The organism is Pseudomonas sp. IT-P253 (genome assembly GCF_949768125.1).
In the GTDB taxonomy this organism is placed as follows: domain Bacteria; phylum Pseudomonadota; class Gammaproteobacteria; order Pseudomonadales; family Pseudomonadaceae; genus Aquipseudomonas.
Genome location: NZ_CATKPT010000066.1, coordinates 118,573 through 141,465, shown reverse-complemented (window position 1 = coordinate 141,465; position 22,893 = coordinate 118,573). Strand labels below are relative to the sequence as shown.

At 58.8% G+C, this 22,893-nt stretch carries 17 protein-coding genes and 1 pseudogene; 11 read left to right on the top strand and 7 right to left on the bottom strand.

Features of this window, described 5'->3' with window-relative positions:
• Positions 1 to 421 precede the first annotated feature (421 nt).
• The 5 genes from ACM6IR_RS24615 to ACM6IR_RS24595 all read left to right on the top strand — a co-directional run bounded on the left by ACM6IR_RS24615 (position 422) and on the right by ACM6IR_RS24595 (position 6,853).
• Positions 422 to 787, top strand: a complete 366-nt coding sequence (locus tag ACM6IR_RS24615) for a DUF6124 family protein (protein WP_414910087.1) — start codon at positions 422 to 424, stop codon at positions 785 to 787.
• Between the two features lie 182 nt (positions 788 to 969).
• Positions 970 to 3,036 carry a type VI secretion system tip protein VgrG gene (locus tag ACM6IR_RS24610; RefSeq protein ID WP_414910086.1) on the top strand — a complete coding sequence of 689 codons (2,067 nt, stop codon included), beginning with the start codon at positions 970 to 972 and terminating at the stop codon, positions 3,034 to 3,036.
• Positions 3,033 to 3,887 (top strand): DUF4123 domain-containing protein, encoded by an 855-nt coding sequence (locus tag ACM6IR_RS24605; protein WP_414910085.1) that lies wholly within the window; start codon positions 3,033 to 3,035, stop codon positions 3,885 to 3,887. The genes ACM6IR_RS24610 and ACM6IR_RS24605 overlap by 4 nt, the downstream gene beginning before the upstream one ends.
• Entirely contained in the window at positions 3,884 to 4,657 is a 774-nt protein-coding gene (locus tag ACM6IR_RS24600) for a hypothetical protein (RefSeq protein WP_414910084.1), read from the top strand. The genes ACM6IR_RS24605 and ACM6IR_RS24600 overlap by 4 nt, the downstream gene beginning before the upstream one ends.
• A 12-nt stretch (positions 4,658 to 4,669) precedes the next feature.
• Positions 4,670 to 6,853, top strand: a complete 2,184-nt coding sequence (locus ACM6IR_RS24595) for a lipase family protein (protein WP_414910083.1) — start codon at positions 4,670 to 4,672, stop codon at positions 6,851 to 6,853.
• A 139-nt stretch (positions 6,854 to 6,992) separates the two neighbouring features.
• Here the strand turns inward: ACM6IR_RS24595 and ACM6IR_RS24590 are convergent, their stop codons facing one another.
• The 3 genes and pseudogenes from ACM6IR_RS24590 to ACM6IR_RS24580 form a co-directional block, all read right to left on the bottom strand.
• The gene (locus ACM6IR_RS24590; protein ID WP_414910082.1) at positions 6,993 to 7,658 is read right to left on the bottom strand and encodes a DsbA family oxidoreductase; all 666 of its coding nucleotides are present in this window, start codon (positions 7,656 to 7,658) and stop codon (positions 6,993 to 6,995) included.
• Between the two features lie 182 nt (positions 7,659 to 7,840).
• A complete protein-coding gene (locus ACM6IR_RS24585) occupies positions 7,841 to 8,875 on the bottom strand; it encodes an alpha/beta fold hydrolase (RefSeq protein ID WP_414910081.1) in 1,035 nt (344 codons plus the stop codon).
• 171 nt (positions 8,876 to 9,046) lie between these two features.
• Positions 9,047 to 9,730 (bottom strand): annotated as a pseudogene (locus ACM6IR_RS24580) (5-methyltetrahydropteroyltriglutamate--homocysteine S-methyltransferase); the annotation flags it as partial.
• A gap of 173 nt (positions 9,731 to 9,903) precedes the next feature.
• Between ACM6IR_RS24580 and metR the strand changes: the two are divergent.
• Complete coding sequence (gene metR / locus ACM6IR_RS24575) at positions 9,904 to 10,821, top strand: transcriptional regulator MetR (RefSeq protein WP_414910080.1); 918 nt, start codon at positions 9,904 to 9,906, stop codon at positions 10,819 to 10,821.
• A 67-nt stretch (positions 10,822 to 10,888) separates the two neighbouring features.
• Here metR and ACM6IR_RS24570 read toward each other — a convergent pair whose 3' ends face one another.
• From ACM6IR_RS24570 to ACM6IR_RS24555, 4 genes are all read right to left on the bottom strand, one after another.
• Positions 10,889 to 11,392, bottom strand: a complete 504-nt coding sequence (locus ACM6IR_RS24570; protein ID WP_414910079.1) for a GNAT family N-acetyltransferase — start codon at positions 11,390 to 11,392, stop codon at positions 10,889 to 10,891.
• A gap of 2 nt (positions 11,393 to 11,394) precedes the next feature.
• Positions 11,395 to 12,033: a LysE family translocator gene (locus ACM6IR_RS24565; RefSeq protein WP_414910078.1), complete on the bottom strand. Its 639-nt coding sequence runs from the start codon at positions 12,031 to 12,033 to the stop codon at positions 11,395 to 11,397.
• 25 nt (positions 12,034 to 12,058) lie between these two features.
• A complete protein-coding gene (locus ACM6IR_RS24560) occupies positions 12,059 to 12,493 on the bottom strand; it encodes an NUDIX hydrolase (RefSeq protein ID WP_414910077.1) in 435 nt (144 codons plus the stop codon).
• A 209-nt stretch (positions 12,494 to 12,702) separates the two neighbouring features.
• Positions 12,703 to 14,061 (bottom strand): HD domain-containing phosphohydrolase, encoded by a 1,359-nt coding sequence (locus ACM6IR_RS24555; RefSeq protein WP_414910076.1) that lies wholly within the window; start codon positions 14,059 to 14,061, stop codon positions 12,703 to 12,705.
• A 254-nt stretch (positions 14,062 to 14,315) separates the two neighbouring features.
• Here ACM6IR_RS24555 and ACM6IR_RS24550 point away from each other — a divergent pair, with 254 nt between their 5' ends.
• Genes ACM6IR_RS24550 through ACM6IR_RS24530 form a run of 5 tightly spaced genes read left to right on the top strand, consistent with a single transcriptional unit; the run spans position 14,316 to position 22,708 of the window.
• Positions 14,316 to 16,622 (top strand): EAL domain-containing protein, encoded by a 2,307-nt coding sequence (locus tag ACM6IR_RS24550; protein WP_414910075.1) that lies wholly within the window; start codon positions 14,316 to 14,318, stop codon positions 16,620 to 16,622.
• Positions 16,619 to 18,493 carry a putative bifunctional diguanylate cyclase/phosphodiesterase gene (locus ACM6IR_RS24545; protein ID WP_414910074.1) on the top strand — a complete coding sequence of 625 codons (1,875 nt, stop codon included), beginning with the start codon at positions 16,619 to 16,621 and terminating at the stop codon, positions 18,491 to 18,493. The genes ACM6IR_RS24550 and ACM6IR_RS24545 overlap by 4 nt, the downstream gene beginning before the upstream one ends.
• Positions 18,494 to 18,537: 44 nt before the next feature.
• Positions 18,538 to 19,497, top strand: a complete 960-nt coding sequence (locus ACM6IR_RS24540; RefSeq protein ID WP_414910073.1) for a cytochrome-c peroxidase — start codon at positions 18,538 to 18,540, stop codon at positions 19,495 to 19,497.
• On the top strand, positions 19,494 to 21,305 hold the full coding sequence (locus ACM6IR_RS24535) for a DAHL domain-containing protein (RefSeq protein WP_414910072.1): 1,812 nt from the start codon (positions 19,494 to 19,496) through the stop codon (positions 21,303 to 21,305). The genes ACM6IR_RS24540 and ACM6IR_RS24535 overlap by 4 nt, the downstream gene beginning before the upstream one ends.
• Entirely contained in the window at positions 21,302 to 22,708 is a 1,407-nt protein-coding gene (locus ACM6IR_RS24530; RefSeq protein WP_414910071.1) for an ATP-binding protein, read from the top strand. The genes ACM6IR_RS24535 and ACM6IR_RS24530 overlap by 4 nt, the downstream gene beginning before the upstream one ends.
• The last annotated feature ends 185 nt before the right edge of the window (positions 22,709 to 22,893 follow it).

The following is a 22,893-nucleotide window of genomic DNA, read 5'->3' as shown; positions in this document are numbered from 1 at the left end:
ACGCGCACTCTCTGGAAAATGCGCCGCCGTCGAATTCATCGCGAGCAAGCTCGCTCCTACACGGGTGCCCAGATATTGTTTAACGGCGCTCCAGGTTACTTCATGAAAGCTACAGCACCTTGCGTCGTTGCCTACGCTTACGCCAGAATCCGCCGGCTTGTGCGCCTTGGGCCTGGGCTCTATCGTTTCCTGGTCGCTGAAAAACAGCGATCGGGTTTGGTAGCCCGTCCATATACAAGGCGCACAGCGTCACCTTTTGCAGGTGCTCTTTAGGACACTTGTTTTAATGGTGGCCATGCGCAGGGCGCCCTCGGGTGCGCCGGTTTTGCCTTGTGGCCGGTCTACCAACCTTCGTATGGCCACCACCCATCGTTTGGTAGCGAGGGTGATGGCTCCTTCAAACTTACGAGGAGTTCCATCTATGTCCAAGGTCACACCCAATCCGCCGGAAACCGATCCGGCATCATCGGCAGAATACCCCGATTCAAATCAATCGCACGATGAAGCCGTCAACCTCGACGCCAATGACCACCCGCCCTCACCTGCCGACATCAACGCCACCCCGCGCACACTGTGCAGCATGTTCATCGTCAACCCGGAACTCACGCCTGAAACCCTGCTGGCCCACGCCTGCGAGTCGCTGGCCTCGGCTAATGTCATGACCATGGACCTGGCGGACCATATGGAGGGGCCGAGTCGCAATTCTTTGCTGGGTATCGCGCAAGTCATCATGCTCGGTGAACTGGCGGTGAACCGGGCACTGGATCAACTCGATCCGCTCGAGTAGCGCGACTTGCGTAATTAACTGCACTTTGGGAAGCGTCTGACATCAATTCGTTTGCGCCCTTGTTAGCGTGGCACTGAACCCGGCTTCAGGACGTCTTGTTGTGATCTGGCCATGGACGGTCTTTCGCACAGTTGCATCAACGTCCCGAAGCCTGTGCCACGTCACAGGACAAGGAGTCATGGATGTTCGACGCTAACCCCCAATCCCGTTTCCGCCTGACGATCGACGATTTCAAGTACGACCTTCAGGTGCTCTCATTCACCGGCAAGGAATTCATCAGCCAGCCTTACGCCTTTGATCTCGAATTGGTCAGCGAAAGACGGGACCTCACCGCGAAAATCCTGCAGCACAAACGCGCCTTTCTGGCCTTCAACGACCGCGGTGCTGGCATTCACGGGCAGGTGTACGATTTTGTCCGAAGCAGCCCGGGCAAACGCCTGACCCGCTACCGCATGACCTTGGTGCCACAGCTGGCCTATCTGGCGCATCGCACCAACCAGCGGATTTTTCAACAGCTGACGGTCCCGCAGATCATCCAGCGGCTACTGGCGGAACACGGGATCCTTGAAGGCGCCTGCCTGTTCCACCTCGGCGCGACCTATCCGCCGCGTGAGTTCTGCGCGCAGTACAACGAGTCCGACCTGTTTTTCATACAGCGTCTGTGCGAGGAAGAAGGGCTGCATTACCACTTCCAACATCGCCACGATCAGCATGTGCTGGTATTTGGTGACGACCAGACCGTGTTTCCCCTGCCCGATGGCCCAACGCCTTACCAGCAGGCCAGCGGTATGGTCGCGCAAGCGCCGGTGATCAATCACTTTGATGTGTGGGAGCACACCCGCCCCAGCCGAAGCGCCCGCCGCGCCTACAACTTTGAGAACGCCAGCCTGGTGCTTGAGTCCCGCTATAGACCTCTCCTCAACAATGCCCAGCCCGATCTGGAGATTTACGATTACCCAGGCCGCTTTACCCAAGGTGAACGGGGCAAGCTTTTGAATCAACGGGCGCTGGAACGCCATCGAGCTGATAGCGACACAGCGCAGGGAAAAAGCGATCAGGCGTCGCTGGTCGCCGGGCACTTTTTGCAACTGACCGAACATCCTTATGAGGAATGGAACCAGCTGTGGTTGCTGACCGAGGTACATCATGAAGGCCGGATGCCTCAAGTCCTCGAAGAGAGCGCGGTGAGCAGCGTCGTCGATGGCGAGGAAAGCTTTCAAGGCTACCGCAACCAATTCGTCGCCACGCCCTGGGATGTGTTCTACCGCCCGCCACTGACCCACAACAAACCGAGAATGTTCGGCAATCAAACTGCCGTGGTCACCGGTCCCAAAGGTGAGGAGATCTACTGCGACCAATACGGTCGGGTAAAGGTGCAGTTTTTCTGGGACCGCGAAGGGTGTCGCGACGACAAAAGCAGTTTTTGGGTGCGGGTGGCCACCGGTTGGGCCGGCAATGCGCATGGCAGTAGCACCATCCCGCGAGTGGGCATGGAAGTGCTGGTCAGTTTTCTCGAAGGCGACCCGGATCATCCGGTGATCAGCGGGTGTTTCGCCAACAGCGTCAACCCGGTGCCCTATGAACTGCCCAAGCACAAAACCCGCAGCGTGTTCCGCTCACGCAGTTCGCCAGACAGTACGGGATTCAACGAACTGCACCTGGAAGACCGTACCGGCCGAGAGTTGATTTACCTGCGCGCCCAGCGGGACATGGAGCAGAAGATTGAAAACGATAGCCGTCTGGAGATCGGCAACGAACGTCGGGAAACCATCAAGGGTGACAGCTTTTCGGTGCTGGAAGCCAAAGAGCACCGGACCACCACCAATGACCGCACAATCCGCGTTGAAGCCAACGACTACCTGCACGCCACCAACCGCCACACCCGAGTGGATCAAACGCTGGTCGTTGAAGCCGGTCAGTACATTCACATCAAGGCGGGCGCACACATTGTTCTGGATGCTCCGAACATCAGCATCAATGGCGGGAGTGAACACATCGTGCTGGGCCACGGTGGAATTTTCAGCAGCAGCGAAATCCAGATTGGAGGTACTCCCGTGCCGGGCTCGGCCTCATCGCTATTAATGCCTGGAGCAATTGATGGCTTGTCTGCGCCACCAGAACTGCCCCCAATAATCGCGCCCTCCCAGAGTGCGTTAATGGCGACCAGCAACGTGCTGGGGGCGGATTTTTGTCCAATCTGCGAAGCCTGCCGAGAAGGCCTATGCCTGACGGAAGGAGCCGCCGCATGATCGACTCACTGCCCCATCGATGGATAACCGAACAGCGGCGCTTTGGTCATGAAATTTGTCTGGTGCTGAACTCAGAGAATGAGCGTGATACCCGGCAGTTATTGTTGAACTCCTGCCAGTTAGAACAGTATTTGGGCGTCTACAGTGCAACCAACATCGCTGCCCTGGCTGACGCTGGTCCGTTCATCTTCACCCTGGATCAGCCCGGCGACAGGCGCATTGACGAACTGCTCGACCACCCGCAGCGAAACTGGGGCTGGCTGACCAGCGTGCCAAAAGGCGACTTGCGCAAACTGGTGAGTCACTGGCATGAACGGCTGATCATCGGTACGCGTCCCCAACAAGCGCTGTACCGCTTTCACGACAATCGAGTCTTGGCTCGCGCGCTTGAGCATTTGCCTGTCGAGGCTTATCCGGCGTACCTCGGGCCGGCAATCAGTGTCTGCTTCTGGAACGGTACAGACTGGAAAACCGCCCTCAGCCCAGCCCCAGGCACTTACCCGGTGCCTGACGATCCACTCTGGTTACGCACACCGATCCCGCATCCGCAGGCTACGGAGATTCGCCGGCTCAACGCCCATCGATACTTGTTGGCAGAGCATTTGAGGGCCTACGTCAAACTCGCCGATCTGCATGACCCCGACACCTGGTTGTGCGACCGACTGGCCCTGGCGGATGCATGGGGCTGGTTGGAGCCGGCGCAATTGGAGTTTCTACTGATCCAGAGCTTGCAGGCACCCGCTTTTACGCTGGCGCCGCACTGGCAAGTGCGCCCCGATGAAAGCCCGACTGAACACTTTGAACGGGTGCATCGGGAAACGGAGTTCTGGCAAAGGGACGACCGGATATGAAATGTGCATTACGCACTGCACGTCTGGGTTGTTGCCTCGTATTGACGGCAGGCTGCGCCGCCGAGCCGCCAAACACATTCACCTTCACCGCCGATTTACCTGCCGATTTTGCCTATAAGGCCATCGTAAAATATGAGCCAGCCAAGGGTGAAACCTGCACTGTGCCGGGCGAGAGAAACACCGCAATCGTATACAACCTGAAATGGCGTGAAAATTACAAATCGAGTGCTGAAATCACCCTGCACAGAACGGTCAGCGGCTGTCCCTTGGTGATCAGACGCATCAAGCTGGAAATCAATTCCAGCTACGGCAAAGCCCGGGGGGACTTTGGAGGGGACAGCGCCATGGTCGTCATTCGCGATGAGCTCGAAGATCAGTACAAGAGTGCTTTCAACGAAACGGGCGAAAGTACCTTTTACGGTCAATGCCAGTGGTTGTTCCGCACTTCAGGCAAGCCGCGCATCCTCAGAAAAATCCTCGATTGCAAAGCTGCCGGTGCACAGGGCGAACCGGAGCGTGGTCGCCCGTTCTCGGCCTACACCCTCGATCAACTGCCGGGTAAAACCGTGAAGATGAAGATCATGTTGGCGGAGGAAGAAAGGCCTGGCTGGGGAGACACTTGGGTCGAAGTGCCCAACGGCTGGAAGCGCTGCATGGGCAAAGGTTTTGAAGATGAACGTGCTTACTGCAATGGCAATTACACGGATTTCAGCACCTTCAAAATGGTGGATGGGCGCATCTGCACCATTTACCCCGGCTGCACTGAATAAGGAGAGTTTGACATGACGTCATTGGAAAAAGAGTTGGAATCACGGTTGAGCAGCCGTGTGCTCGCCTGTCCCATACAAGGTAAATGGACCAGTTTTCAGTTGGTCGATGAGTACGGCTCTGGAGAACCTTATGCTGGATTGGTCTATACCGCGGTAGATTCGGAAGGCCAGAAATATAGTGGCTATCTGGATATCACTGGTACAGCTAAAATTACGAATCACTTTGCGGGGCCCATTGCGCTCACCGTTGATCAAAAGTACCAAGGCGATGAGCAACCCTATAAAGACCTTATAACAAGACCACATTACCCCCTCAAAATCACCGAACTCCAAGTCCGCGCCGAACAAACCCGCTATCTGAACAACCACTCAACACGCCCCAGGGAAAATCCCGCACAAGCCTGCGCTGGCGAGTTCTTCGAGGTGGAAGTGCGGCATCTGGTCCAGCATGTCTCGCATTTGCCTCCTGAGGTTTATCTCCCTTACCCGCATAACACGGGAAGGACAAAGCTCATGGGCAAACATGGCGCGTTTGGCGTGGCCCTGTTGCCACAACAACACACCGTGCTGGAAGTGCGGCCACTGCGGGCCTTGCGTCCGATGCTCTCCACCGGTCCCGAGTTCTGTGCGCTCAACCTGTATCAACTCGCTTTGATGGCCACCTTGAGCTACTGCCCCTTTGGCCAGAGACCTGCAAAACCGCCCATAGAAAAAGCCCCTGTGAACTTCCCACTTCAACCGAGTGTAGGGAACTGGTTCGGTGATGCATTGGCCAAGTTCGATGAACTGTGGCAGGTCGATTCGACTCAAACAAAACCTTACTACCCGCTGTACGAGGATGTGCCGTATTCCAAACGTTTGGAAATCGTGCCATTCGATCCGGGCCTCTACACAGTCAACAACCCTGAGCTGAAGGGCGATCAGGAACACCCCGCCAACATTCACTTTCTCGACGATACTGATGAGAAAGGAACTACCGATACCCAAGCCTTCATCACGCACCACGACGAACTGATACTGATCGCAATACGTGGCACCTACGAACTTATGGCGGATGGCCTTCGCGACGCCGATGCATTCCAAGTGCCATTTGAAGACACCGACAGCAAAGTGCATCGTGGTTTCTACGAAGCCGCGCAGAAAGCCTACGAATTCGTCGTTAATTACCTCGACAAATTTTATGCAGGACAAAAGCTCCTGATCTGCGGCCACAGCCTGGGTGGCGCCGTAGCATTGCTACTCTCGGAAATGCTGCGTCGCAGGCCGGAAGGCTACAACATACAGCTCTACACCTACGGCTCCCCCCGCGCCGGTGACGCCAACTTCGCCAAAGGTGCCGCGGCCTTGGTGCATTACCGCATGGTCAACCACAACGACCCGGTGCCGAGCGTGCCCGGTACCTGGATGAACACCAAGGCCGGCGTCTTCGGGGCCGGGGCGGCGCTGACCTTCGTCAACGTACCCGCCGGCCTGTCGGTGTTCGTGGCAGGTATCACCAACTGGACGGACGAGCCTTACGAACATCACGGCAAGTTGTATCACGCCATGCCGGTGGAGTTTGGTCGTCAGAAAATGTCCTCAATCCTGTGGGAACCGGGCTGCGACACCATCACCCAGCATGCGGCCTGCACGGTCGCGCTCCAGCAAACAAACGGACTGCCGGAGCGGCCGTCGTTGCTGACTCAACTCTTCAATGCGGGTCATCACTCGATGGTGGGCGGGTACGTTCCAGCATGCTGGGCGGCTCTGCGGCGTTGGCAAGAAGCGCACGAGTCGAAACGTTCGCGGGTCACCGAGGAAGAGTTTAGATGGGTAGGGCTTGCGCTGGAACGAGTTACCGAGCAGTTGCGCAGTAAACGAAATGACCTGCCGGCGCGCTCGGACGCCTATGTGCGCACCCAAGAAAAGACGCTCGATGCAATCAATCGTGAGATCTACAAGATACATACAACACGCACTCGATTGGCGACACTTCGGAGCCTGAGTGTGGCCAAACAAGATGTTTACGGAACGCTTGCAGAGCAACCCGAACAATTGGCGGAAAACCTGTCGCGCTGGCAGGCACATCCAGAAAACCAGGTCGCTGAGCAGTTGGCCATGGCACCGAAGAGTACGGATGACGACGCGTTGTTGGCTTCGATCTGCGGCCGTGCCATTGGGGAGCCCTATACACTGGATATCGATTCGATTATTTGAATGAAAGAAACCATTGCTCCCTCTGGGCTGTGTAGCGGCCCCAAAAATGGGACTGCTGCGCACTCCAGCGGGGCGGGGCGGCGTTCCGACAAGCTCCCTCGCCACAAAAAAACCATCACTTTTTACCGACTGAAATCCGTCAGCTGACCGTTCCGCCCTTCACCTCACTGATGATTTGCCGAATCGCCCCGACAAACGCTTCCACCGGTTGCCCGCCACTGACCGCGTATTGTCCATTGAAGACCACGGTCGGTACCGAACTCACGCCACGGGACAGCCACAACTGCTCTTCCTCACGCACTTCTTTGGCGAACTCGTCCGACGCCAGAATCGCCTCGGCTCGCTGGCGGTCCAGGCCAACACTTTGCGCAATCTGCGCCAGCTGAGCGGGGTCGGACGGATTGCCGCCCTCGGTGAAGTACGCCTTGAACAAGGCTTCCTTGAGATTGAACTGCAACCCTTCCAGCCCCGCCCAGTACAACAAACGATGAGCATCGAAGGTGTTGTAGATACGGCTGTTGCCGTCGGTGCGAAAAGCAAACCCGACCTCGGCGCCACGCGCGCGGATCATCTCGCGGTTTTTCTGCGACTGCTCGGGCGTCGAGCCGTACTTCTCAGTGATGTGCTCGGTTATGTTCTGGCCTTCAGGGCCCATTTTCGGATTCAGTTCGAAGGGCTGAAAACGAATCTCTGCCTGCACTTCGTCACCCAGTTGATCCAGGGCCCCGGTCAGGCCATACAAGCCGACGACGCACCAGGGGCAGGACACGTCGCTGACGAAATCGATTTTCAAGGGGGTACTCATCACACACCTCGCAGGCTCAACACGGGCCGCAAAACTCGAACGATACACCGGAGCAGATCCCTTGTGGGAGCGAGCCTGCTCCGGGCGGCGTTCCGACGAATACGGTTTCACATTCAGCATTGATGCTGGCTGATACGCCGCCTTCGCGAGCAGGCTCGCTCCCACATTGGACTTTTGGGGGGTTAAAGAAGGTTGTGTTCGGCAACTGGATCAATCTGCGCCCAATGGGACGTGTCTTCGCGATGAGCCTGCAAATAAGGCAACACCGCCGCCAGCAAAGGCGCCTTGAACGCCTCCTGGAAACGATGGGCCAACCCCGGAATCAGCTTCAACTGACTGCCACGGATATGCGCCGCCAGGTGTACGCCGTGCATCACGGGCAGTAGCGGATCGGCCGTGCCGTGGACCACCAGGGTCGGCACGCGCAGCTTATTGAGCAGCGCCACCCGGCTCGGCTCGGCGAGGATCGCCATGATCTGGCGCTTCACGCCTTCGGGGTTGAATGCCCGGTCATAGGACAGCGCCGCCTGTTGCAGCAGCGCCTGCCGATCATCGCTGACCGTCGGACTGCCCAGCGCCGCAAGCAAGTCGGCTTGTTGTTCCAGGGCCACTTCGCGACTCGGCGCTCCCCGGCGCGCAAGCAACTGCAACAACGCCGCACTCGGCGCCGGCAGCCCTTCGGCCCCGGAACTGGTCATGATCAAGGTCAGGCTTTCCACACGCTGCGGGGCCATGGCCGCCATGTGCTGGGCGATCATCCCCCCCATGCTGGCGCCCAGCACATGGAATTGCTCGACGTGCAAGGCATCCATCAATCCGAACGCATCGTCCGCCATGTCGGTGAGGGTGTACGGCGCTGACACCGGCAAACCCAACTTGTAGCGCAGCACTTCGAAGGTCAGGTTGGCCTCGACGGGGGCTTGCCGCCAGGTCGAGAGGCCCACATCGCGATTGTCATAACGAATTACCCGAAAACCCTGCTGACACAGGGCTACGACGACTTCGTCCGGCCAGTGGATCAACTGCCCGCCCAAGCCCATCACCAGCAACAATGCAGGGTCCGACGCACGACCGATGCTCTGATACGCGAGGCTCACCTGCGCCAGGTCAGCCCGCTCGGTCGGAACATTGACATCACAACGAGACGCCGCCAACGACGGCAGGCTAAACAACAATGCGGCCAGAAAAACAGCCCTTGATAAAAAAGACGTACGCATGAAAAACACCGAAACGCAGAACCCCAGTAGAGCGCGAGTCTGATGAAGTTTGTTCAAGCGCGCTGCCACAGTTGCGTGACAGTTTGATGAATGTCGCTGAGTGGTCGATGCGTTAACCAGGTCGTGCCTCAGGCTTGGAGGTGATGCGCCGCAGACACTGCGGCTTCAAGCCAGGGCATCGGGCAGCACGGCGGTTTCGCCACACTGTTGCACGGCAAAGGCGAGCCAGCTTTTCAGTTCCGGGTCGAGTTTGTCTTCGCAATCCAGGTCCACTGGGCTGTGCAGCAGCGAACTGGAGCGGCTGACCCACAGGTTGTCGCCAAAGCGCTCCCGGGCAAATGGCAGTTGCGCCAGCACGGGCTGCAGTTCGCAGCGCCAGTCGTCACGAGCGTTGACCAACCCCACCGAGAGAATCTTGTAGATCGGCAGACGGTCCAGCACCTGGACCAGCTGGTCCGGTGCGCGCACCGCGTCGATGTGCAAGCCCTGCACCGGCAAACCGACGACCAGCCCGAGGTTGGCTTCCAGGCCACTGAAGCAGGTCGCCACCAGTTTTTTCAGCGGTGAGTATTGAAGGATGTGGTAAGCGCGCTCGAAGGCGTTTTTCCAGGCTTGTGGCAGGTCCAGGGACAGGATCGGCTCGTCGATCTGCACCCATTCCACGCCTTGCGCCGCGAGGCGACCGAGCATTTCGTTGTACACCGGTAGCAGACGCTCCAGCAGGTCGAGCTTGTCGAAGTCGTCGCCTTTGGCCTTGCCCTGCCACAGGTAAGTCAGCGGACCGAGGATCACCGGTTTGACGGTATGGCCCGGGGCCTTGGCTTCTTCGACGTTGTCGAACAGCGGCCCCCAGCTCGGTTCGCGGTCTGCGCCGATGCGTGGGAAACCAAATGTGTGGGCCTGGGCCATGGTGAATGCTCTCTATCAAAGATGGTGTAAAACATGGCGCCATTGTCGACAGCCTCCCCCCCATGAGACAAACTCAACCTTTTCGTGTTGATCACAAGTTTTCCTCATGGAGCCATCCGGTGCTTGAAATACGTCACCTGAAGACCCTGCACGCCTTGCGCGAAGCCGATAGCCTGGTCGATGCCGCCGACCGGCTGCACCTGACGCAGTCCGCCCTGTCCCACCAGTTCAAGGAGCTGGAGGAGCGCATGGGCATGCCGCTGTTCGTGCGCAAGACCAAACCGGTGCGTTTCACCAGCGCCGGTTTGCGCCTGCTGCAACTGGCCGACGCTACCCTGCCGCTGCTACGTGGCGCCGAGCGCGATATTGCGCGGCTGGCCGGAGGCACCGCCGGGCGCTTGCACATGGCGATCGAGTGCCACAGTTGCTTTCAATGGCTGATGCCGACCATCGACCAGTTCCGCGATGCCTGGCCGGAAGTCGAGCTGGACCTGGCCTCGGGCTTTTCCTTCGCCCCACTGCCGGCGCTGGCTCGTGGTGATCTGGACCTGGTGGTGACGTCCGACCCGCTGGAACTGGCGGGGATCACTTATGTACCGTTGTTCACCTACGAAGCAATGCTCGCAGTGGCCAACCAGCACCGTTTGGCGAGCAAGGCCTACATCGTCCCGGAAGACCTGCTCACGGAAACGCTGATCACTTACCCGGTAGAACGTGACCGACTGGATATTTTTACCCGCTTCCTTGAACCTGCAGACATTGAACCGGCTCAAGTCCGCACGTCGGAACTGTCGGTGATGATGATGCAACTGGTGGCCAGCGGTCGCGGCGTGTGCGGCATGCCCCATTGGGCGTTGCATGAATACAGCTCACGGGGTTACGTGAAAGCCAAGCGACTGGGTGAGAAAGGATTGTTTGCGACGCTGTATGCGGGGATTCGCGCCGACATGCTGGATGCACCGTACATGCGCGACTTTTTGCTGACAGCCAAGGACACCTCGTTCTCGACACTGGACGGTGTCAGCGCCGTGCGCTGATCACTTCGCCCACACGATTTGTAGCAGCCTTCGGCAGCTGCTACACCGAGTGGGCGTTCGTCGTAAGTCAGGCGGTGAGTTCGCGCCACATGTGAATTTTATCGAAGTAGTCTTCGCCCACGCGCACGGCCAGCGGTTCGAGGCCGAACTGGATGAAGCCGCAGCGCTGGTAGAGGTTTAACGCGGCTTCGTTGCCGGCCGTGACAGTCAGCTGGATCAGCTTCAGGCCTGGATGGGTCTGTGCTTGCTTCAGAGCCGCTTGCACCAGTTGATAACCGAGCCCACGCTGTCGAACCTTGCCGGACACGTACATGCCAAACAGGGTCACTTTGTGCCGGGCCTTTTCCCGAGACTCAAAGGCCAGCCCGACAATGCCCGCCAGCTTGCCCTCTTCAAACGCCCCGAGTACCACATCCAGCTTGCCGGTCAGGCGCGATTCCCACCAGCTCAGCGGCATCACGGCGCGCTCGCGTACGCTGGAGGTAAACGCCTGGGGATGCAGGTCATAGGCTTCGAGCATCAGCGCCCGATAGTCCAGGGCATGGCTGGCGTCCAGCTGTTCGATCCACATGTTCAAGCCATCCTTCGTTGCTCAAGCATCAGGCGCACCGCCAGCGCAGACAGGACAAAGCCCATGAAGTAACGCTGCAACGCCAGCCAGGTCGGGTTGTTGACGAACCAGGAGGCGATGCTCGCCGCAAACAGCGCAATCAGCAGGTTGACGCAGAAACTGACGCTGATCTGTGTCAGGCCGAGGGTGACGCTTTGGGTAAACACCGAACCGTGCTCAGGCGTGATGAACTGGGGAAACACCGACAGATAAAACACCGCGATCTTCGGGTTCAGCGCGCTGGTCAGAAAACCCATGGTGATCAGCTTGCGCGACGAATCCGGCGCTAACTGCTGCGCTTCGAACGGTGAGCGCGCACCCGGCTTGACCGCTTGCCAGGCCAGCCATATCAGGTACAGCGCACCGGCCCACTTCAACACTTCGTACGCTATCGGCACTGCCATGAACACGGCGGTCAAACCGGCGGCGGCCGCGAACAGATGCACGAAAAAACCCGCGACCACACCGAGCAACGAGGTCACTCCGGCCTTGCGCCCCTGGCAGATCGAACGGGAGATCAGGTAAATCATGTTCGGCCCCGGCGTCAGCACCATCAACAATGCGGCAGCGGCGAAAATCAGCACGTCTTGAAGCGGGATCATGGGCAGTCCTTTAGTCCAGAGATGATCAAGCGGTCGCGGTTAACGAGGCTCGATAAAACGGCAGGATCAGGTCCCGTGTCAATGGCGCCAGCGTGATATCACCGTCGGTGGCCGGGTCAATCCAGCGCACCTCTTCGATCTCCGCCGCAGGTGATACGTGCGAATCGATCGTCAGCTGAAAAAGTTCGGCCTGGACGACAAAACCCGGCTCGTTGGCGGCCGGTGCCGAGAATTGCCCGAGATAGGTGGCGTGTGCCGGATCGATGATCAGGCCCAACTCTTCTTCCAGTTCACGGGCCAGCGCGTGAACCGGTTGCTCATGGGCTTCGATCTTGCCGCCGGGTTGCATGAAGGCTTCGGTGCCGCGCTTGCGGACCAACAACGTGCGACCGTCCGGGCCGATCAACAGGGCGGCGGCGATGCGGATGAGGCGGGGCGAAGCAGCGGATGAAAGGGTCATGGATCAGGGTTGGCCTTGGGGGAAAGGCGCAAGGATCACATGAGAGTTGGCGCCTCGTCACGCCGAAAAAATCTTACAGAGCAGTGCCCAACCCTTGTGGGAGCGAGCTTGCTCGCGATGGCGGAGTGTCAGTCAATATAGATGTTGAATGTTGAACCGCTATCGCGAGCAAGCTCGCTCCCACAGGGGAGGCGCAGCGACTGGAAAAACTAACCCGCCTCGAGAATCGCGCCGCTTACTTCTTCCGGCACCTTCACAAAAATGCTGTATTTCGCACCTTCCATGGCTTCGAAGGCGATCAACTTCTCCACCAGCGGCCCATTCAACACCTTGCCGGCATTGAGCAGCAGCATGCCGTTGTCGGCATTGAGGTTGCGCGCCAGGATCATGCCCGCCGTCACTTCCCGTGTGGTCAGCACCTTGACCGACGGATCGGCCAACGAGACATCGCTCAGGTACGCGGCACAGACCTTGATGAAATCCTCCACCAGCTCGGGATCGTAGAGTCGCCCGGCATAGCTGCGGATGTAGACCAGCGCTTCATCGCTGTTCATCAGCCGCTCAAGGATCAGCCCGCGCTGCAACTCGATGAAATCCACCGCCAGTTTCAGCAGGCGTGAACCGAACGGAATCGCCTCGCCCTTGAGCCGGTCGGGAAAGCCGCTGCCATCCCAGCGCTCCTGGTGATGAAGAATCAAATGGGCGGCATCTTTCATCGGGTCGAGCGTCATCAATAGCGATTCGCTCTGCTTGGGATAACCGCGATAGTGCTCCCGATCGTTGTAGTGCAGCAGGTCCGCGGGGGTGGTCATCATGCTGTCGGTCCAGCTCAGCTTGCCAATGTTGTAGAGCGCGGCGGCCATGGCCAGGTCGCGACTGGTGCCCTCGTCCAGGCCATGAACTTTGCAGTAGACCCGCACCAGTTCGATGATCTGGCGGTTGGTCTGTTTGGCTGGTGGCAAGCGCAGGTTGGCCAGCAGCGAGAACACCTCGGTGCCGGTGACATAGCTGTGCTTGAGCTCTTCGTAGGCCAGGTCGAGCATGTCGGCGGTCTGCTGGAGTTCGCAGGTGCGGGCGGCGACGTGTTTTTCCAGGGTGAAGTTGAGCGACTTCAACTGGTCATTCTGCAGCCGGGTCAATTTCTCCAGGCGCTGGCGTTCGCGCTCGGAATGTTGATGAGCCAGGGCCTGGCGCAAGGTCAGGAGCATTTCCTCGTCGTTCCAGGGTTTGCTGATGTAACGGTGAATCTGCCCTTCGTTGATGGCTTTGATGATCGTCGGCATGTCCGCGTAGCCCGTGAGCAGAATGCGGGTGGTCGTCGGGTAAAGCCGATGGATGTGGGCCAGCAGCGTGGCGCCGTCCATGTTGGGCATGCGTGCGTCGGTCATCACCAGGTCGATGGACTGTTGCGCCATGATCTCCAGCGCCTGGGCACCGCTGGTGGCCAGCAGCACCTCGTAGGGCTGGCCGCGTAACAGGCGACGCAGGCTGTTGAGGATTGACTCCTCGTCATCGACCAGCAGCACTTTGGGTTTATCGTTCAAAGTCGTAGGGAGTTGCTCTTCCATGGCGTCACCTCAAGTGAAACGGGCACATCGTTATGGCTGGCCCCGACAAACATCCCCTATTGTCGGAGCCTGACCTACAGGCTAGAGGATTTTTAGCACGCCAGCGGAAATGATTCAGCTCATTCAGTTGCACGAAGTGCCGGACAGAGGGCTATGCTCAGCTAACTCGGATCCATAATCTGTAAGTTCAGCCAGATCAGGGAAAGGAAGCCCTCTATGAGAACACCGCACCACACTGCTGCCGGTACCGGCGTATGTCGATAAATGCGCTGCTGGCGCGGACCAACCGGCGGATTCTTATCGTCGATGACACGGCTTCGATTCATGCGGACTTCGCCAAGATCCTCAGTCCGCCATCGATCGATGACGACAGTCTGATCAGCGCCGAAAACGCCCTGTTCGGCACCCCTGCGGCGCTGTCGCTGCAAGGTTTCATACTCGACTCGGCGCTTCAGGGACTCGAAGCCCTGGACAAGGTCGAGACGGCGCTGGCCAACGATATGCCCTACGCAATGGCCTTCATCGACATGCGCATGCCGCCGGGCTGGGACGGGCTGGAAACCATCGCACGGCTGTGGCAGGTCGATCCCAAGCTGCAAGTGGCACTTTGCACTGCTTATTCCGACTATTCCTGGGAAGACATCGACGAACGCCTGGAACTGGGCGATCGCCTGCTGATTCTCAAAAAGCCCTTCGATGCCATCGAAATCCGCCAGATGGCCAGTGCACTGACCGCCAAGTGGCAAATGACCGAAGACGCAGCGCTGAAAATGTCGCTGCTGGAACAAGCGGTCGAGGAGCGCACCCGCGAACTGTCCGATGCCAACATCATTGTGCAGAACAGCCCGACCATTCTGTATCGGCTGCGGGGCGAGCCATCGTTTCCGCTGATGTACATCTCGCACAACATCACCAAATACGGTCACATCGCAGCGAACCTCGTGGCCTCGGCCAACTGGGCCCAGGAACTGATCCATCCCGATGATCAAACGAAGGTCGACACCGCCATGGCCCGGGTGCTGGACCGTCATGCGGCAGGCGCCTCCATCGAGTTTCGGATGCGCACGGGCGAAGGGGCCTGGCGCTGGGTCGAAAACCGCTACATCCCGGTGCGCGACGATGAAGGCCGCTTGCTGGAAGTCGAAGGCATCATCATTGACATCACCGAACGCAAACTGGCCGAGGAAAAAATCGCCTTGCTGGCCCGCACCGACGGGCTCACCGGACTGACCAATCGTGCGACGCTGATCGAACGGTTGCACCAGGCTTTCGCCGCCGCTCGTCGGGGGGCGGCACCGTTCGCCATGTTTTACCTGGACCTGGATCACTTCAAACGCATCAACGATACCCTCGGCCATACGGTGGGCGACCTGTTGCTGCAAGAGGTTGCGCGCCGGATCAAGGCCTGTGTCCGCGAAAACGATGTGGTGGCCCGCCTCGGCGGTGACGAGTTCGCGATCTTGCAGCTGGACGTCGGTGACCCGACCCAATCCGCCGCCCTGGCCGCCAAGATCCGCGATACGCTGGTGCTGCCCTACTCCCTGGCCGGCAATAATGTACGTGTCTCGGTGAGTATCGGCATCAGCAGCTGCACCCCGGAAAGCACCAGCGCCGACGGCCTGCTGACTCAGGCTGACATGGCGCTGTATCGCTCCAAGGAAAAGGGTCGCAACCAGTACCACTTCCACTCCGAGGAGATCAATCGGGAGGTGGTCGAACGCATGACCATCGCCAGCGAATTGAGAGCGGCCATCGAACGCGAAGAACTCGAACTGCATTACTGGCCGGAAGTGGACCTTAGCAGCGGCAAAATCCTCGGTATGGAAGCTCAGGTCAGCTGGAACCACCCTGAGCGCGGTTTACTGGAAGCCCCTGCGTTCCTGCCTGCTGCGGAAAAGACCGGCACCATCGTCGCCCTCGGTCACTGGGTGCTGGATCGCGCCTGTCAGCAAATGCGCCAATGGCGTGACGAAGGCATGGCGCCGCCGGTGATTGCGATCAAGGTGTCCCTGGCCCAACTCAAGAGTGGCACGGAACTGATCTATGACGTGCTGCGCACCACCGCGCGCTGGGAGCTCTGCCCCTGGGACCTGCGCTTCGACGTCACCGAAGCGACGCTGGCCCAGACCAAATGGACCCACAACGATGTGCTGCCGCGCCTGCGTGAGCTGGGGGTGAAGATCGCCATCGACGACTTCGGCACCGAGTATTCCTCGTTCGACTACCTCAAGACCTACCAGGTCAATCACCTGAAACTTGCTCAGGCCTTCATCCACACCGCCGCCCGTGATCCGGCCAGCGCCAACACCCTGCGCGCCATCATCAACTTCGCCCGTGACGTCGGAATTGGCATCATTGCCGAGGGCGTCGAAACCCAGGAGCAGCGCAGCTCGCTGATGGCCACCGGTTCACCGATGAACGCCCAGGGTTACTTCTTCAGCAAAGCGGTCAGCAGCCAGCAGGCCGCCGAGCTGCTGAAGGCCGGCAGCATCGTGCCCCCGAATCAAGACTTCGGGCCGACCCTGAACAATCCGGTGCGCTCCACGGAGGGTAAAGGATGAGAATGCCTTTCGTGCAGACCAACCGGCGCATCCTGATCATCGACGACACGCCCTCGATTCATCAGGATTTTCGCAAGATTCTCGGTGCTGAAACTCAGGGTGAACAAACCCTGGCCGGCGCGGAAGAAGCCCTGTTCGGCACCGTGCAGATTGATCGGCTGACGTTCCAGCTCGACTCGGCCTATCAGGGGCAGGAAGCCCTCGAACTGGTCAAGCGCGCACTGGCCGAAGGTCGCCCCTATGCCATGGCGTTCACCGACATGCGCATGCCACCGGGCTGGGACGGCCTGGACACCATCGAACAATTGTGGAAGGCCGACCCTCACCTGCAAATCGCGCTGTGCACGGCCCATTCCGATTACACCTGGGAAGACATGGCCGAAAGGCTGGAGTTCGGCGACCAGTTGCTGGTGCTGAAAAAGCCCTTCGACAGCCTGGAAATCCGCCAGATGGCCAGTGCCCTGACCTGGAAATGGCAGATGGCGCAGGACGCGGCGATGAAGGTCCTGAGCCTGGAGCAAACCATTGAGGCGCGGGTCCACGAGCTGCTCAAGGTATCGCACCTGTTACAGTACGACGTACTGACCGAGCTGCCCAACAGCACGTTGCTCGGTGACCGGTTGAACCAGTCCCTGGCCCTGTCCCGGCGTCATGACAAACAACTGGCCGTGATGTTTCTGGGCCTCGATCGCTTCAAGCGCATCAACAATGCCCTGGGCCATCCGGCCGGTGACGAAATGCTTAAACAGGTCGGGCGCAACCTGGTGGCAACGGTGCGCGAGTCCGATTCTGTGTTCCGCTACGGCTCCGATGAATTCGTGGTGATCCTCGCCGACGTCCACCACCCCCAGCAAACCAAGGGCATCGCCGAAAAGCTCTTGAACGCCATCCGCGTCCCCCAGCACATTGCCGGCCACGACCTGAGCGTGACCGCCAGCCTGGGCATCAGCATTTACCCGGACGACGGCTTCGATGCCATCGCGCTGATCAAGAAAGCCGAAACCGCGATGCGCAACGTCAAGGAAAGCGGCCCGAACGAATTCCGTTTTTTCATTGACGAGATGAACCAGCGCGCCCGGGATCAGCAAAGCATCGAGAGCGGCATTCGCCTGGCGCTGGAGCGCAACGAATTTGTCCTGCATTACCAGCCAAAACTGGACCTGGGCAGTGGCCAGGTGGTCGGTGCCGAGGCGCTGATTCGCTGGCAAAAACCGGGGCATGGCCTGGTCTACCCATCGGATTTCATCAGTGTCGCCGAAGACAGCGGTTTGATCGTGCCATTGAGTAAATGGGTGCTGGCCGAGGCGTGCCGACAAGCCTGCGCCTGGCAGGCCGCGGGGCTACCGAAGATCTGTATGTCGGTGAATATGTCGGCCATCGATTTCCGTCAGCAGGACTTTGTCGACGGCATCGAACGGATACTCAAAGAAACCGGTCTGGAGCCGGCCTTGCTGGAACTGGAAATCACCGAAGGCGTGTTAATGCAGAACATCGATACCACAGTGAACGCGCTGACCCGGCTCAAAGTCATGGGCGTTCGACTGGCCATCGATGACTTCGGGACCGGTTATTCCAGCCTGAGTTACTTGCGGCGTTTTCCTGTCGACGTGCTGAAAATCGACCAGTCGTTCATTCGCGGTTTAAGCAGCGACAGCAACGACGCTGCCCTGGTCAGCGCCATCATCAGTTTGGGCCGGAGCCTCAAGTTGACCATCATTGCCGAAGGGGTGGAAACCCTCGAACAACTGGATTTCCTCAAGGCTCATCAATGCGAGGAAGGCCAGGGTTACTACTTCAGCAAAGCGGTGGAGCCGGACGCCTTCGTCCGGTATCTGGGATCGGTGAAGTCCTCTTCATCCACAGCCACGTGAACGATACGCAACGACACACAGGCCCTTTGCCAAGGAATCATCGGATGTCGCCCTCCTTTCACCGTCTGCTGCTGGCGCCGTTGTTCGGGCTCTGCCTGAGCGCTGGCGCCGCACCGCTGGATGAACCGCTCAAACCGCTGCCGACAGTGCCCCGGCAAAATCCACTGCGGGTCGAACTCGGCCGCCAGTTGTTCAACGAGACACGCTTGTCAGTCAATGGCAGTCTGTCTTGCGCCAGTTGCCATCGACTGGAAAACGGCGGTGCCGACAACAAGACGTTTTCCATCGGCTTCGCCGGCCTTCCGGTGACGATCAACACCCCCAGCGTGTTCAACGCCAGTCTGAACTTCCGGCAATTCTGGAACGGCCGCGCCGATACCCTGGAAACCCAAGTCCACGCCGTGGTGCAGAGCCCCAGTGAAATGGGCAGTAACTGGGAGCACGTGGTGCAGATGCTGACCGCCGATACGGCGTATCAAACCTCGTTTGCCAACGCCTACCCGGACGGCGTGACCATGAACAATGTGCAGAATGCCCTGGCCACCTATGAACGCACGCTGATCAGCGCCAACTCGCGCTTTGACCAATACCTGCAAGGCAATACCGACATCCTCACCCTCGACGAGAAATACGGCTACCAACGCTTCAAGGACTACGGCTGCATCGCCTGCCATCAGGGCGTCAACATCGGCGGCAACATGTTCCAGAAGTTCGGGGTCATGGGCGACTACTTCGAGGCCCGGGGTAACCCCACCGAAGCCGACCTGGGCCGCTATCTGGTCACCAAGGACGAAGAGGACCGCAACGTGTTCAAGGTCCCGAGCCTGCGCAACGTCGCCGTGACCGCGCCGTATTTTCACGATGGTTCGGCCGCAACCCTCGAGGACGCGGTGGACGTAATGTTCAAGTTCCAGCTCGGCCGTATTCCCTCTGCCGACGACAAGACGCTGATCATCAAATTCCTCAAGACCCTGACCGGTGAATGGGGAGGCAAGCCCTTATGAAAACGACTAACCGCCGCAACCTGGCGTTGCTAGGCGTCGTGGCCCTGATACTGGCTTCGGTGCTGCTGTTCCTGTACCTCAAATCCAGCTCGAACCAGACGACGACCTACACCGAATCCCGGGACTTGATCGGCCGGATCAAGCAGCTGAACGCACAATGGGAAACCGAGATCCTCAAGGCCAGGATCGCCATCAGTCACAACTACGATCCGTTGGTCTCACCACTGACCGAGATAACGGGCCTTTGGGAGCGGTTCGACACGATCGAGTCGAACCATGGCCGCAACGACTCGCCTATCTGGCGCGACAGCCATGATGCGTACCTGACCGCCATTCAGGAAAAGACCCGCCTGGTGGAGCAGTTCAAGTCTCACAACGCCGTGCTGCGCAACTCGCTGGCGTTCCTGCCCACCGCCGAGGACGACATTCAGCAACAGCTGACCCGGTTGATGGATGGCGACAAACTGCAACTTCAGAACATCGCCACCGACACGTATGACTTGCTGCTCAGCGGCCTGGAGTTCGCTCAGGTCACCTCCGACGACAAAGCCGCCGACATCCTGCTCGGGCTGAACAAACTGGGGGTGAACGAACAGCGTCTGCCTGAACAGTTCCATATACCGATCGAAATTCTGAGCAATCACATTTCACTGATCCTGCGTGAGCAGCCAGTCGTCAACCGGTTACTGGAAAACATCGAAGCCGTTCCCGTGGCCGAACGCCTGGACGACATTACCAACCTGCTGAACACCGACCAGCAGCAGGCCGACACGGTCTATCAGCGTTATCACTTCTACATGCTGGTGTTTTCCGTACTGTTGGTGCTGTTGCTGGTGTACCTGGCGATTCACCTGATGCGCAGTTTCACCGTGATCAATCGCGTCAACAAAGCCCTGCAAACCGCCAATGAAGACCTGGAGCTACGGGTTGAAGAGCGCACCCGCGAACTCAAGGACACCCAGAGCGAACTGCTCGACACCGCACGCCAGGCCGGCATGGCCGAGATCGCGACCAATGTGTTGCACAACGTCGGCAACGTCCTCAACAGTGTGAACATTTCGGCCGAGCTGGTGACCCGCAAACTGCGCGGCAGCAAGGCACAAGGCCTGGGCAAGGCCATGCAACTGATCAACGACCATCAAGGTGACCTCGGGACCTTTCTGACCGAGGACGCGAAAGGCAAGTTGCTACCGGGTTACCTGAATCAACTGGTGGAGGCGATTGCCCTGGAGCAACAAAGCATGACCGACGAACTGGCCCAGCTGACAAAAAGTGTGGACCACATCAAGGACATCGTCTCCACCCAGCAGTCCTACGCGGGCGCCAACAGTCTGATGGAACCGCTGCATATCTGCGATTTGCTGGAGGACGCCCTGCGCATGAACTCCGGCGCACTGACCCGGCACCACGTCACGGTGATCAAAGAGTACAGCGATGTGCCGCAAGTCATGGGCGACAAGCACCGGCTGTTGCTGATCCTGATCAACCTGATCAGCAACGCCAAATACGCCATGTCCGACCTCAGCAACCGTCCGCGGCAAATGACTCTGGGGGTCCAGATCGTCGACGACACAACCCTGCAAGTCAGCGTCAAGGACGACGGCGAAGGCATCGCCGAGGAAAACATGACGCGGATCTTTGCCCACGGGTTTACCACCCGCAAGGAAGGCCACGGCTTCGGCCTGCACAGCTGCGCCCTGGCCGCCATCGAAATGAGCGGTCACCTCACCGCCCATAGCGACGGACCGGGTAAGGGCGCGCTGTTCACGTTGCAGATCCCGCTGCAAACCGTACCGGAGGAAGCATGAGCGAGCTTTCGAACCGACGCATTCTATTGATCGACGACACGCCGTCCATTCACGTGGACTTCCGCAAGATTCTCACGCCCCTGCCGGAGCAGACCGTTGAACTGGACGAGATGGAGGCCACGCTGTTCGGCAGCGAAGCGAAGGCCGCCAGCGTTCTGTTCGAACTGGATTCGGCGTACGGCGGGCAGGAGGGACTGGGCAAACTCAAGTGGGCCTTACAGGAAAACTGCCCCTACGCCCTGGCCTTCGTCGACATGCGCATGCCCGAGGGCTGGGACGGTGCGCAAACCATCGAACATTTGTGGCAGGCCGACCCGCGCCTGCAAGTGGTGGTGTGCACCGCCTATTCCGACTATTCCTGGGATGAACTGCTGGACCGCTTGAAAGCGCATGACCGGCTGCTGATTCTGAAAAAACCGTTCGACAACATTGAAGTCCAGCAGATGGCCAACACCCTGTTGACCAAATGGGACATGACCGAACGGGCCAGCGTGCAGATGGACCATTTAGGGCAGATGGTCGAACGCCGAACCCGCCAGCTCACAGACGCCAGCATTGAGTTGCAGCGGGAAATCGACGAGCGCAAACAGCTTGAAAGTCAGTTGGTTCAATCGGAGAAACTCGCCTCATTGGGGCAACTCGCGGCTGGCGTCGCCCATGAAATCAACAACCCCATCGGCTTCATTTCCTCCAACCTCGGCACCCTGGATGGCTACTTTAAACAACTGCAGGAAATGCTCGACGCCTATCGCGATGCGGAAGAAGCGATCGGCTCCCGCGAGCTCATCGAGCGTTTGAACCAACTGCGCGAACGGGTCGAGTTGGAATTTCTTCGCGAGGACATCCCGCTGCTGATCAAGGAATCCAAGGACGGCATCAACCGGGTCGGGCAGATCGTCAAGGATCTGAAGGACTTCTCCCGGGCGGACTCCAATCAGGAATGGCAGTGGGCCAATCTGCAACAGGGCATCGAATCGACCTTGAACATTGTCGCCAACGAACTCAAATACAAGGCCGATGTGCTCAAGGAATTTCAAGACCTGCCCGACATCGAATGCCTGCCTTCGCAAATCAATCAGGTGATCATGAACCTGATCGTCAACGCCTCTCAGGCCATCGGCCCGGAACGCGGCACCCTTACCCTGCGCACCGGGCTTGAAGCTGAAACGGTGTGGATCGAGGTCGCAGACACCGGCTCCGGCATTGCACCGGACAGCCTGCTGAAAATCTTCGACCCGTTCTTCACCACCAAACCGGTGGGCCAGGGGACAGGGCTGGGGTTGTCCCTGTCCTATGGCATCGTAAAAAAACATCGTGGGGATATTACGGTGCGCAGTGAAGTGGGCGTGGGGACCACCTTCAGGGTTGAGCTACCGGTGCACCAAACAAAATCAGCGACCTGAACACAATTCAAAATGTGTGCGAGCCTGCTCGCGAAGGGGCCATGTCCGTCAACATTGATAGTGACTGACACACCGCCTTCGCGAGCAGGCTCGCTCCCACATTTGATTGCTGTCGTTCACACATTTTGTGTCCGCTGAAGATCCCCCTGTGGGAGCGAGCTTGCTCGCGATGAGGTCATTCAGAG

What these genes read in the sequence shown, in the direction of transcription:
- ACM6IR_RS24615 (WP_414910087.1), top strand. Translation starts at nt 422, where the DNA reads ATGTCCAAGGTCACACCCAATCCGCCGGAAACCGATCCGGCATCATCG.
- ACM6IR_RS24610 (WP_414910086.1), top strand. Translation starts at nt 970, where the DNA reads ATGTTCGACGCTAACCCCCAATCCCGTTTCCGCCTGACGATCGACGAT.
- ACM6IR_RS24605 (WP_414910085.1), top strand. Translation starts at nt 3,033, where the DNA reads ATGATCGACTCACTGCCCCATCGATGGATAACCGAACAGCGGCGCTTT.
- ACM6IR_RS24600 (WP_414910084.1), top strand. Translation starts at nt 3,884, where the DNA reads ATGAAATGTGCATTACGCACTGCACGTCTGGGTTGTTGCCTCGTATTG.
- ACM6IR_RS24595 (WP_414910083.1), top strand. Translation starts at nt 4,670, where the DNA reads ATGACGTCATTGGAAAAAGAGTTGGAATCACGGTTGAGCAGCCGTGTG.
- ACM6IR_RS24590 (WP_414910082.1), bottom strand. Translation starts at nt 7,658, where the DNA reads ATGAGTACCCCCTTGAAAATCGATTTCGTCAGCGACGTGTCCTGCCCC.
- ACM6IR_RS24585 (WP_414910081.1), bottom strand. Translation starts at nt 8,875, where the DNA reads ATGCGTACGTCTTTTTTATCAAGGGCTGTTTTTCTGGCCGCATTGTTG.
- ACM6IR_RS24570 (WP_414910079.1), bottom strand. Translation starts at nt 11,392, where the DNA reads ATGTGGATCGAACAGCTGGACGCCAGCCATGCCCTGGACTATCGGGCG.
- ACM6IR_RS24565 (WP_414910078.1), bottom strand. Translation starts at nt 12,033, where the DNA reads ATGATCCCGCTTCAAGACGTGCTGATTTTCGCCGCTGCCGCATTGTTG.
- ACM6IR_RS24560 (WP_414910077.1), bottom strand. Translation starts at nt 12,493, where the DNA reads ATGACCCTTTCATCCGCTGCTTCGCCCCGCCTCATCCGCATCGCCGCC.
- ACM6IR_RS24555 (WP_414910076.1), bottom strand. Translation starts at nt 14,061, where the DNA reads ATGGAAGAGCAACTCCCTACGACTTTGAACGATAAACCCAAAGTGCTG.
- ACM6IR_RS24550 (WP_414910075.1), top strand. Translation starts at nt 14,316, where the DNA reads ATGTCGATAAATGCGCTGCTGGCGCGGACCAACCGGCGGATTCTTATC.
- ACM6IR_RS24545 (WP_414910074.1), top strand. Translation starts at nt 16,619, where the DNA reads ATGAGAATGCCTTTCGTGCAGACCAACCGGCGCATCCTGATCATCGAC.
- ACM6IR_RS24540 (WP_414910073.1), top strand. Translation starts at nt 18,538, where the DNA reads ATGTCGCCCTCCTTTCACCGTCTGCTGCTGGCGCCGTTGTTCGGGCTC.
- ACM6IR_RS24535 (WP_414910072.1), top strand. Translation starts at nt 19,494, where the DNA reads ATGAAAACGACTAACCGCCGCAACCTGGCGTTGCTAGGCGTCGTGGCC.
- ACM6IR_RS24530 (WP_414910071.1), top strand. Translation starts at nt 21,302, where the DNA reads ATGAGCGAGCTTTCGAACCGACGCATTCTATTGATCGACGACACGCCG.